Annotated in this window: 10 protein-coding genes; 7 read left to right on the top strand and 3 right to left on the bottom strand. The window is 43.4% G+C overall.

Features of this window, described 5'->3' with window-relative positions:
* Positions 1–204: 204 nt before the first annotated feature.
* The gene (locus V7K62_RS08505; protein ID WP_334863489.1) at positions 205–441 is read right to left on the bottom strand and encodes a hypothetical protein; all 237 of its coding nucleotides are present in this window, start codon (positions 439–441) and stop codon (positions 205–207) included.
* 215 nt (positions 442–656) lie between these two features.
* On the opposite strand from V7K62_RS08505, the gene V7K62_RS08510 reads away from it, so the two are divergent.
* The 5 genes from V7K62_RS08510 (at position 657) to V7K62_RS08530 (ending at position 6,007) form a co-directional block, all read left to right on the top strand.
* Positions 657–1,754 carry an ATP-binding protein gene (locus V7K62_RS08510; protein ID WP_334863491.1) on the top strand — a complete coding sequence of 366 codons (1,098 nt, stop codon included), beginning with the start codon at positions 657–659 and terminating at the stop codon, positions 1,752–1,754.
* A gap of 14 nt (positions 1,755–1,768) precedes the next feature.
* Positions 1,769–1,987, top strand: coding sequence for a hypothetical protein (locus V7K62_RS08515; RefSeq protein ID WP_334863492.1), 219 nt, complete (start codon positions 1,769–1,771; stop codon positions 1,985–1,987).
* 293 nt (positions 1,988–2,280) lie between these two features.
* On the top strand, positions 2,281–2,568 hold the full coding sequence (locus tag V7K62_RS08520) for a GIY-YIG nuclease family protein (protein ID WP_334863493.1): 288 nt from the start codon (positions 2,281–2,283) through the stop codon (positions 2,566–2,568).
* Positions 2,569–3,022: 454 nt separating this feature from the next.
* Positions 3,023–5,458, top strand: a complete 2,436-nt coding sequence (locus tag V7K62_RS08525) for an AAA family ATPase (RefSeq protein WP_334863494.1) — start codon at positions 3,023–3,025, stop codon at positions 5,456–5,458.
* A gap of 57 nt (positions 5,459–5,515) precedes the next feature.
* On the top strand, positions 5,516–6,007 hold the full coding sequence (locus V7K62_RS08530) for a hypothetical protein (protein ID WP_334863495.1): 492 nt from the start codon (positions 5,516–5,518) through the stop codon (positions 6,005–6,007).
* 58 nt (positions 6,008–6,065) lie between these two features.
* On the opposite strand, the gene V7K62_RS08535 is transcribed toward V7K62_RS08530, so the two are convergent.
* On the bottom strand, positions 6,066–6,380 hold the full coding sequence (locus tag V7K62_RS08535; RefSeq protein ID WP_334863496.1) for a hypothetical protein: 315 nt from the start codon (positions 6,378–6,380) through the stop codon (positions 6,066–6,068).
* Positions 6,381–6,727: 347 nt separating this feature from the next.
* On the opposite strand from V7K62_RS08535, the gene V7K62_RS08540 reads away from it, so the two are divergent.
* Complete coding sequence (locus V7K62_RS08540) at positions 6,728–7,810, top strand: class I fructose-bisphosphate aldolase (protein WP_334863497.1); 1,083 nt, start codon at positions 6,728–6,730, stop codon at positions 7,808–7,810.
* Positions 7,811–8,078: 268 nt separating this feature from the next.
* On the opposite strand, the gene V7K62_RS08545 is transcribed toward V7K62_RS08540, so the two are convergent.
* Positions 8,079–8,747 (bottom strand): ribonuclease T2 family protein, encoded by a 669-nt coding sequence (locus tag V7K62_RS08545; RefSeq protein ID WP_334863498.1) that lies wholly within the window; start codon positions 8,745–8,747, stop codon positions 8,079–8,081.
* Between the two features lie 170 nt (positions 8,748–8,917).
* Between V7K62_RS08545 and V7K62_RS08550 the strand changes: the two genes are divergently transcribed.
* On the top strand, positions 8,918–10,084 hold the full coding sequence (locus V7K62_RS08550; RefSeq protein WP_334863499.1) for a pyridoxal phosphate-dependent aminotransferase: 1,167 nt from the start codon (positions 8,918–8,920) through the stop codon (positions 10,082–10,084).
* Positions 10,085–10,824 lie beyond the last annotated feature (740 nt).

Here is a 10,824-nt window from a genome sequence, read left to right on the forward strand (position 1 = left end):
GGTTCATCGACAAAGCTCAGAGGTTCATCGACAAAGCTCAGAGGTTCATCGACAAAGCTCAGAGGTTCATCGACAAAGCTCAGAGGTTCATCGACAAAGCTCAGAGGTTCATCGACGAAGCTCAGAGGTTCATCGACAAAGCTCAGAGGTTCATTCACAATGAGTTAGAAGTTATTAATTCTAACTCATCACTGATTTTTACTCCTAATTAATTGTCTTCTGGTCTAAATTTGTACTTTCTTGCTTTTGGGCAATATCTTCTACTACTTTGCATTGTCTTTTGTCAATATCTGACTTAATAATGAGTCCCTTAGTATTGAGCGCTATTTCAACTCGGTATTGACCATTCACCATATTAATAGCGGCGTAAGTTACTGTACCAAACATCATCACTCCGCAAAGTGATAAGGTAATTTGCAGAATTCCCAATTCTCGTTTCATTTTTAAAGCCCCTAATCCCTTACATTCCCATTACAACTTGGTGCTGGCTGAGAACGGAGTTGAGAAATAGTCACCAATTAGACGAGTTGTGAGTTGATTATCGGTTAAGTTCAAGATGACTATAATTCCTATAGTGTAAGACGTTATAGCTAAACAGCTTTGTTATTTAGCGAGTATGAAAAGCTGATATACTCACAGCAGTTTCTCGATGAGGAATGATGGCGCGATCGCTCCGAGTAGCCCCAGAGTATATTGAAAAAGTTAAGTCAGCACTTGGGCGTAACAGCTATCCCAGTCAGCAGTCTTTGGCTACTGACACAGACTTTTCTCTCTCCACAGTCAAAAGCTTTCTCACTGGTAAACCTGTTGACTATCTAAATTTTGTAGAACTTAGCAAAAAACTGGGGTTAGAGTGGCAAGACATTGCATACAAAAAACCAGAAACTCAGGCAAATAAACCTCAGCCAACTAACGGGGAAGCATCACCCTTCATCACTGGAACCCCCATCACCCCGCCGCGTTATTTTTTTGGACGAGAGAAAGAATTAAAACGCCTCTTCAACTTACTCAAACGCCATCCTTTACAAAACGCCGCCATTATCGGTAAAAAGCGTAGCGGTAAAACATCCTTGCTGCACTACTTAAAAAATATCACCACCACCCCAGCAGAACAGCTGCGTCTTGAACAAAAATCTGACTGGCTACCGCATCCAGAAAATTACCGTTGGATTTTTGTAGACTTACAAGACGCACGAATGCAAAGCCGAGAAGGTTTACTAAAGTACATCTTAGAATCACTGAAGATGCAAGTGCCTACACCTTGCGATTTAGATCATTTCATGAATGTAGTCAGCGATAATTTGCATTCTCCCACAGTCATCTTATTGGATGAGATTTGTGTTGGATTGCAACGCTGTCCAGAATTAGATGATTGTTTTTGGGAAAGTTTGCGGTCTTTAGCGACTAACCACACAGGCGGAAATCTCGCATTTGTCTTGGCTACTCCCGAATCACCGATTGAAATGGCACGAAACACAGGACACAGTTCACCCTTTTTCAATATTTTCGGCTATATCGCATATCTGGGAACATTGACTCAGACAGAAGCGCGACAATTGATAACTAGTTCGCCCATTGCTTTCACTGATGAAGATGTAGAGTGGATTTTGACACAAAGTTGCTGCTGGCCACTGTTGTTACAAATTCTGTGTAGAGAAAGATTATTTAACTTAGAAGAAGGGGAAAATGATGATAATTGGCGTGAGGAAGGATTACAACAAATGAAACCGTTTGCTGATTTATTAGATTCATAATTAGCAGAGGAACTATGAAAGCACACCGAATTGAAACAAAGTTAACTAAAAACGGAACCTTGATTCTTGAAGATTTACCGTTTCAGGCTGGGGAAGCAGTAGAAATCATTGTTTTAGAACGTTTTCCCCAGTCTTCAGAATCTAATCCTTATCGTTTACGGGGAACAGTTATTCGCTATGACGATCCCTTTGAGCCTCCTGTACCTATAGAAGATTGGGAAGTCTTGCAATGATCTAAATTGTTATTGCGATCGCACCTCAGTGAAGCCAAGCAATTCCCTTTTCTGAAAAAATATGTCATTGCGAGGAGGAACGACGAAGCAATCGCAAGGTTTTAGGATTGTTTCTCTACGAGACGCTTCCCTTTGGGTTGGTACGCAAACGCCAACACTTCGTACTCTACGTCTTCTCCAAAGGAGTACGCAATGACAAGTGTTTGATGACATGATATTACTTATAATTTGGCGGTGACAAATATAAGAAAAATTTGTTACGACCGAGTTTCTATCCCAAATAAGGATTAGAAATGAACAAGCAATATTATTTATATATCATGACGAATAAGTATAACACTGTGCTATATACAGGAATAACAAACGATTTACAAAGAAGAGTGTATGAACACAAAGAGAAAACAATAGAAGGATTTACTAAGAAATACAACATTACAAAATTAGTTTATTATGAAATATTTGAAGATGCTTATACAGCTATTAGTAGAGAAAAACAGATTAAGGCAGGTTCCAGACAAAAGAAAATTGATTTAGTCAATAGTGTTAATCAAGAATGGAGAGATTTATATAATGAGTTATAAATTTTGCTGGTGTCATTGCGATCGCACCAAGGTAAAGCACAGTAATCTTAGCCTTTGCGATTGCTTCTTTCCGCTAGCGCTGCATTCGCAATGACATACTCAGTACACTTTGTCATTGCGATCGCACCAAGGTAAAGCACAGCAATCCCAGCCCTTGCGATTGCTACCCTTCGGGAAGGCTTCGCCTACATTCCGCTAGCGCTACATTCGCAATGACAGATAATGTCATTGCGAGCGTAACGAAGTGAAGCGAAGCAATCCCAGCCTTTGCGATTTGATTGCGATCGCACCAAAGCAAAGCTGAGTAATCCTAGCCTTTGCGATTGCTACCCTTCGGGAAGGCTTCGCCTACATTCCGCTAGCGCTACATTCGCAATGACATATTCTGTCATTGCGAGGAGGAAGGACGAAGCGATCGCAATGACATAGAGTATTAAACAGGAGTGCAAAAACGTTGACTTCACCACAACTACCCCCCAACGCCTACACCGATGCACCCCAGCAGCACCCCAACTTAATACTCGGTAGCTTGCAACTACTTTTCTGGCTTGTCTTCCGCCCCTCAGCTTGGCGTAACCACCTCAAGCGTATTGACCCTGCTTTAGACTCTGACTCCTCTCTAATTATCTTGTTGAGACAAAAGCGATGGCGAAACCTTGCTCTGTGGCGGCTGTTCATCCAGGGATACTTCATCTTACCTATCCTGGCTAACTTACTATTGGGCTTGGTGCTGTGGGCATTGGGTGAACCAATCGCAAATATAGCTTTTCCCGTGGCGTTCGGCGTGGTGTTCGGCGTGGTGTTCGGCGTGGCATTCGACGTGGTATTCGGCGTAGGGTTAAGCGTAGCGTTCGGCGTGGGGTTAAGCGTAGCGTTCGGCGTGGGGTTAAGCGTAGCGTCCTGCGTGCCGTTAAGAGTGAAGTCCAACGTGCCGTACGGCGTGGCGTTCGACGTACCGTACGGCATGGCGTTCGGCGTGGGGCCAACAGTGGAGTACCAAGTGACGTTCGACGTGGCATTCGGCGTGGCGTTCTGCGTGGCGTTCGGTGTGGGGTTAAGCGTGGCGTTCGACGTGGCATTCGGCGTGGCATTCGGCGTGGCGTTAGGTCTGGGGTTAAGCGTGGCGTTCTGCGTGGCGTTCAAAGTGCAGTTCGACGTGTGGTTAACAATGAAGTTATGCGTGGGGGGAGGCGTGGGAGTAACTATTAACTCTTGGCGACCTGTTCTATTCTTTCCATTTCTCTTTGTCTGGAATTATCTTCTCTATAGATTAGACAAACGACGTGATGGTAAAAGCCCTTGTTTATTGCGCTATCACTCTGCCTTCTGGGATGAGTGGCAGCGTTTACATCTGCCTGGTTTAGATGAGCATCTCCTTTTTATAATCGAAAATAACCTAGTTGAAGGCAAAGCAGCTTTAGAATATCTCAGTACCAGCCCCCAACGCTGGGCAGATCAAGCTGTACAAATCGAACTGGATGCACGCAGTTTACTAGGCTGCGCTGATGTAAAAGCTATCTGTGAAGCTCATCGCAGTCTGGTAATTGACGAACTAGAGAGTGAAGTTAGCCCTCTACTACAAATCTTTAGCCGTATCAGCGAGGATGTAGATGCTGCTCTCAATCAAGCAAGTGCTTATAACCAGCGCTTACTCCTCAGACATGTTGCAGATAAATTAAATTTACAGTTGCAGAACTTCGCTCGTAGCAGCGACAAATATACAGTCCGTTTCTACCCGATTATCAAAAGTTGGCGTGAGATAGTCACCAATTATATAGATGAACTGGCTAAAATTACTGAACTGCGCCAAGAGATTGACTCGCCTTACATTACTGGTAATCCCATTACACTAGAGCAAGAAATTTTCACGGGGCGCGATGACATCGGCTTACGCATTGAGCAACTACTGCGCGATCGCCGTCGTCCACCTCTGCTACTATACGGTCAGCGACGTATGGGTAAAACTTCTCTCCTCAACAACATCGGCAAGTTACTCCCCAATTCCATCATCCCCATGTTTGTGGACTTGCAAGGCGCACCTTCATCAGCTAGTGACCATGCAGGTTTTCTCTACAACCTGGCTAAAGAGATGGAGAAGTCAGCGAAAAAGCAAGGTTTAACTCTACCGTCCCTAGCCCGCGAAGTGCTAAAATCTGACCCTTTCACCTATTTCTATGAATGGCTAGATAAAGTAGAACAGGCTTTAGAACAAAATACCGCCTTACTAGCGCTAGATGAATTCGAGGTGCTAGACAGCGCTATAGCCAAAGGTCGCTTTGATGAACAGGATGTTTTGGGTATGCTGCGTCACCTCATCCAACATCGTCCCCGCTTCAAGGTGTTACTGGCTGGCTCTCATACTATCGAAGAATATCAGCGCTGGGCGAGTTATCTAATTAATGTTCAAGTAGTGCATATCTCCTACCTCAAAGAAGCGGAAGCACGACAATTAATTGAACGTCCTGTCAAAGATTTTACTCTTCGCTATGAACCTAATGCCGTTGAGCGAGTGCTACAACTCACTCGGTGTCACCCATTCTTAGTACAACTACTCTGTGCAGAAATTATCGTTCTTAAGAATGAGCAAGACCCCTCTATCCGGCGATTGGCAACTTTAGCGGATGTGGAAGCAGCGATACCGGAAGCTTTGCAAAGTGGCGGCTTTTTCTTTGCTGACATTCAAAACAATCAAGTTGATGCAAGTGGACAAGCTCTTCTACGTTTTATCGCCGCTCAAGGGGAAGGGGCTATAGTTAGCCGCCAAAGTTTATTACAACAGTTCCCCGATGCTGATATTACTTTCAGCTTGCTGTTACAACGGGAGTTAATTGAGGAAGTTGACGACGGCTATGGCTTCCAAGTGGAGTTGATTCGTCGCTGGTTTGCTTGAATCATGTTTGGTAAATATGTCATTGCGAGCGGAGCGAAGCAATCGCAAGGGCTGGGATTGCTTTACTCTGCTCGCAATGACTGTAATTATTTTTGTCCGACTACTTATCAAAAACTCGTTAACGGAGTTCAAAGCCTCGTTCACGAGTATCAAAGACTCGTTAACGGAGTTCAAAGACTCATTCACGAGTATCAAAGACTCGTTAACGGAGTTCAAAGCCTCATTCACGAGTATCAAAGACTCGCTGACGGAGTTCAAAGACTCGTTAACGGAGTTCAAAGCCTCATTCACGAGTATCAAAGACTCGTTAACGGAGTTCAAAGACTCGTTAACGGAGTTCAAAGCCTCGTTCACGAGTATCAAAGACTCGTTAACGGAGTTCAAAGCCTCATTCACGAGTATCAAAGACTCGTTAACGGAGTTCAAAGGCTCGTTAACGGAGTTCAAAGACTCGTTCACGAGTATCAAAGACGTAAGGGCTACAATGATTTTGAATACTACAAGTTAGGAAATTGGTGTGTTAGCCCTTGGCGTAACGCACCCTACTAAAACTACTGCTAAAAATAGAAGTTGGAATACGAGTACATCAAGCTTAGGTTGATTTTTACTATTTGCGCTGGCGTAATTGCTCTACTATATATTCTTCTAGTTCTTGTTTTTCTCTATTGCTGGCATTTCGTTGATAAGTTCTGCCTGTTTCTTGCATAAACCTACGTTTTTCACTCGGAGAAGATTTGAGCTTACCTCCAGATGCTTGCAGTTTTTGCTGTAATTCTTCCCAAGTCTTCTCACCGACACTTTCACCTAGTTTTACCAGTGCCTTTGGTAGTAATGTTTTTGCCTCTCTTTGAAAATCTTCTTCTGTCTCAAGGGAAGCGAAATCTATTTTGCTGAAGTCGATATCGATTTGAAATTTACTCATAGAATTGTATTTGTTTTTTTAATGATTATTGCCACAATCGGAATCTGTGAAGATTACTTATCGACATTTTTGTTGTCAGATGATGAGTATCAGAATTGAAATATATCAAATTATCAGTCTGCAATCCACCAAAATCCTCAAAAGCACGATTGTTTCTTTGTGTATCTTGGCTCAAATAATGGTTATATCTCAGACAATCATTGATTTTAGCGATTTGTAAAGAATAATTTAAGGCTTTTATATCAAAAGGAATATATATCTAGTTAATACAAGCCTAAACAGGTTAGGAGTATTAGAAATGCTATCTTAAAAGCAAGGTCATTTGCTCAGTTTTTGAGGATAATACTATGACTACAACGCTCAAAGAGGCTAATTCTATTGAGTCATTGCTAGGTAAAGAGGCTGAAGACCTGCTTACCCACAAAGCAAAGGTTTCTCAGGATTTAATACATTTGCCGGGACCAGACTTTGTAGATCGAATTTGGCTCAACAGCGATCGCAATCCTCAAGTATTGCGTAATCTCCAGTTACTTTATTCTACTGGTCGTTTGGCAAACACAGGTTATCTGTCTATTCTACCGGTAGACCAAGGGATTGAACACTCAGCAGGTGCGTCTTTTGCGCCCAATCCGATTTACTTTGACCCAGAAAATATTGTCAAGCTAGCGATCGCCGCAGGTTGCAATGCTGTTGCTACTACTTTGGGGATTTTAGGTATAATTTCGCGCAAATATGCCCACAAAATTCCCTTTATTGCCAAAATCAATCACAACGAATTGCTGACTTTCCCCAATCAATTTGACCAGGTATTGTTTGCTGATGTGGAACAAGCTTGGAATTTAGGGGCGGCGGCGGTAGGTGCGACAATTTACTTTGGTTCAGACCAATCTACTAGACAGATTCACGAAATCAGCCAAGCTTTTAAACGCGCCCATGAACTGGGGATGGTGACTATTCTCTGGTGCTATCTGCGGAACAACGCCTTTAAACAAGATAAAGATTATCACCTTGCGGCTGACCTCACCGGACAGGCGAATCATTTGGGTGTAACCATTGAAGCCGATATCATCAAACAAAAGTTACCAGAAAATAACAATGGTTATGGTGCAGTTGCCAAAGCCACTGGTAAGAGTTACGGCAAAACAGATGAGCGCGTTTATACAGAATTAACAACCGATCACCCAATTGATTTAACTCGTTACCAAGTACTGAATTGTTACTCTGGGCGGGTGGGGCTGATTAATTCTGGTGGCGCGACTGGTAAAAATGACTTCGCTGAAGCAATACGCACCGCCGTAATTAATAAACGGGCTGGTGGTTCAGGATTAATTTCTGGGCGAAAGACCTTCCAACGTCCCTTTGAGGAAGGTGTAAAACTGTTTCATACGATTCAGGATGTTTACTTATCGCCAGATGTGACGATAGCTTAGAGGATGTCTGAGAAGTATCAAATATTGGTTGATCCCCCCTAACCCACGCCAGTCGCTCCACTTGGGGAGACCCCAAGACCGCGCTGGCTCCCCTTAAAAAGGGGGGAATAAGAGTCTTAAAGTCCCCCTTTTTAAGGGGGATTTAGGGGGATCTCTAAGGGTTAGGTGTATACAAAAAACTTTTCAGACATCCTCTTAGGGATTAGGGAGTGAAGAAGGGAATAGGGTACAGAGTACAGATTATTCCCTGTCACCTAATCCCCCATTTTTATCTAACGTTTCTCAGCAAGAAATCTGGCTGACCACAACTTTTTTGCGATCGCTTCAAAATCTCGGCGCTACAAATACCAGGTTCACCGTTTTTGGAATAACAAAAGAAGACTTCTTGCAAAAATCTTCCTGAACCAGAACAAAAAGGTGCTACACCATCAGCAGTAATTTGATTATTCGCACTCACAAATGAATTTTTAAAATTTGTAATTGTGGTACGCACGGGTTTATTCGGACGATTATAAGCTGCGGGAATTGCGATCGCATCTTTTAACTTTTTACTAAATGCCAAGTATTCCGCTGGAGTTTTCCCCGAACAAGTACCATGTTTTTCCCATTCATGATCGGGAAGTTTAGCGCTAGGAAACAAATCAGGAAACCGCCGCTTTACTTCCGCCGGTAATTTTTGCGTGGAACAATTAGCCGGATAACCAGTTTGGTACTGTGGCCACAAACCATGTAGTACAAAACCTAGTTTCCTTCCCGAACCACACTGCTGCGGGTCACGAGTATCATTTTTCGCACAATAATCCGGCGACCAAGAGAGTGTCAGTACATAAAAGTCAAATTTACCCGGAGTACCGCGATTTTGAGCAATAGCAGCATTCGGTATAAAAAGACTAGTAATTAACAGAAAAGATGCGATGAAAAGTGGCTTTAACTGCATATAAACACTTAGTTCACTCTAAAACTAAGTTTATACAAGATACATTGTTAAGAATCAAGAATCAAATTCAGGAATTCTTTGCCAATCCCAACGAATTCAGAAAAAGCAAATCTTGGTAGGGATTCTGGGATATCCTTATATGAGTGAAAGATTTGCCAAAAATAGTAAGAATGAAGCTGGCAGCAAGAGTAAGTCAGGTAACACCTTCATTAACCTTAGCGATCGCAGCCAAGGCTAAGGCACTGAAGGCAGAAGGAATAGATGTTTGTAGTTTTAGCGCTGGAGAACCAGATTTTGATACCCCAGCGCATATTAAAGCCGCAGCAGTAAAAGCTTTGGATGAAGGCAAAACCAAGTATGGTGCCGCCGCCGGAGAACCAAAGTTAAGGGAAGCGATCGCCCACAAGCTTAAAATTGATAACGGTCTTGATTACAAGTCAGAGAATGTCATTGTCACCAATGGCGGTAAGCATTCTCTGTACAACTTAATCGTGGCGTTGATCGATCTAGGTGATGAGGTAATTATCCCTGCACCCTACTGGCTAAGTTATCCCGAAATGGTGACTTTAGTCGGTGGAGTCCCGGTAATTGTCTCTACAGATGCAACGACGGGTTATAAAATTACTCCCGAACAACTCCGTAAAGCAATCACGCCGAAGACAAAGCTATTTATCCTCAACTCTCCATCTAATCCCACAGGGATGGTTTACACGCCAGATGAAATCAAAGCCCTGGCGCAGGTAGTAGTTGATGCAGATATCTTTGTTGTCTCTGATGAGATTTACGAAAAGATTCTCTACGATGGTGCAGAACATATCAGCATCGGTTCTCTGGGGAAGGAAATTTTTGACCGGACTTTGATTAGTAATGGGTTTGCAAAGGCTTATTCTATGACTGGGTGGAGACTTGGTTATTTAGCAGGCCCAGTGGAAATCATTAAAGCAGCCAGTACCATCCAAGGGCATAGTACATCTAACGTGTGTACCTTTGCTCAATATGGGGCGATCGCAGCGCTACAAAGTTCTCAAGATTGTGTCGAAGAAATGCGCCAAGCTTTCGCCAAACGCCGACAGGTGATGCTAGACAGACTCAACGCCATTCCCGGATTGAATACCGCAAAACCAGATGGCGCTTTTTATCTGTTCCCTGATATCAGCAAAACCGGTCTAAAATCCCTAGAATTTTGTGACGCTTTGCTGGAAAAACATCAAGTTGCAGTCATTCCCGGAATTGCTTTTGGCGCTGATGACAACATTCGCCTTTCCTACGCCACAGATATGACGACGATTGAAAAGGGAATGGATAGATTAGAGAAATTTGTCAAGTCGCATATTTAGTTGGTTGTCATTTGTGAGGAGAATTCACAATTTCTTCAACTTCTTAACTCCACCTTTTCGACTCGAACGGGTGGAGTTCATTTTTAAGCTTGAAGTTTCGAGTTCCCAGCTTGAAGTTCCGAGTTCCCAGCTTGAAGTTCCGAGTTCCAAGCTCAAGTTTCGAGTTCCCAGCTTGAAGTTCCGAGTTCCCAGCTTGAAGTTCCGAGTTCCCAGCTTGAAGTTCCGAGTTCTAAGCTTGAAGTTCCGAGTTCTAAGCTTGAAGTTTCGAGTTCCCAGCTTGAAGTTCCGAGTTCCCAGCTTGAAGTTCCGAGTTCCGAGTTCTAAGCTTTAAGAAAGGGTATGGTTGAATCAAAATCTCTACCAGAATCCCCAATTACTGGTGTCGAATTAAGCCCAAACCCCTTTAAAACCTCGTTTCCAGCCTCTGGCTGGAAATGCTCCTCATTGCGGCTCTGCCGCAAGTCAACAGGCGGAGCCTAACGGAAGGCATTCCCAGTCAGAGACTGGGAACGAGGCAAATCCAGGAGATTCGAGATAATATAAGATTGCTTCGATTGGGTAATGCCTTTGCTCGTATGCTTCCACAAGCGTAGTTAAAACTCCCAATCAATCAGACTTTGGTGTCTTTAGTTTACTGGTGTGAACTTAAGCCCAAACCCCTTTAAAACCTCGTTTCCAGCCTCTGGCTGGAAATGCTCCTCATTGCGGCTCTGCCGCAAGTCAACAGGCGGAGCCTAACG

It is taken from the genome of Nostoc sp. (genome assembly GCF_036917935.1).
Classification (GTDB): Bacteria; Cyanobacteriota; Cyanobacteriia; order Cyanobacteriales; family Nostocaceae; genus Nostoc.

What these genes read in the sequence shown, in the direction of transcription:
- V7K62_RS08535 (WP_334863496.1), bottom strand. Translation starts at nt 6,380, where the DNA reads ATGAGTAAATTTCAAATCGATATCGACTTCAGCAAAATAGATTTCGCT.
- V7K62_RS08540 (WP_334863497.1), top strand. Translation starts at nt 6,728, where the DNA reads ATGACTACAACGCTCAAAGAGGCTAATTCTATTGAGTCATTGCTAGGT.
- V7K62_RS08520 (WP_334863493.1), top strand. Translation starts at nt 2,281, where the DNA reads ATGAACAAGCAATATTATTTATATATCATGACGAATAAGTATAACACT.
- V7K62_RS08510 (WP_334863491.1), top strand. Translation starts at nt 657, where the DNA reads ATGATGGCGCGATCGCTCCGAGTAGCCCCAGAGTATATTGAAAAAGTT.
- V7K62_RS08515 (WP_334863492.1), top strand. Translation starts at nt 1,769, where the DNA reads ATGAAAGCACACCGAATTGAAACAAAGTTAACTAAAAACGGAACCTTG.
- V7K62_RS08545 (WP_334863498.1), bottom strand. Translation starts at nt 8,747, where the DNA reads ATGCAGTTAAAGCCACTTTTCATCGCATCTTTTCTGTTAATTACTAGT.
- V7K62_RS08505 (WP_334863489.1), bottom strand. Translation starts at nt 441, where the DNA reads ATGAAACGAGAATTGGGAATTCTGCAAATTACCTTATCACTTTGCGGA.
- V7K62_RS08550 (WP_334863499.1), top strand. Translation starts at nt 8,918, where the DNA reads ATGAAGCTGGCAGCAAGAGTAAGTCAGGTAACACCTTCATTAACCTTA.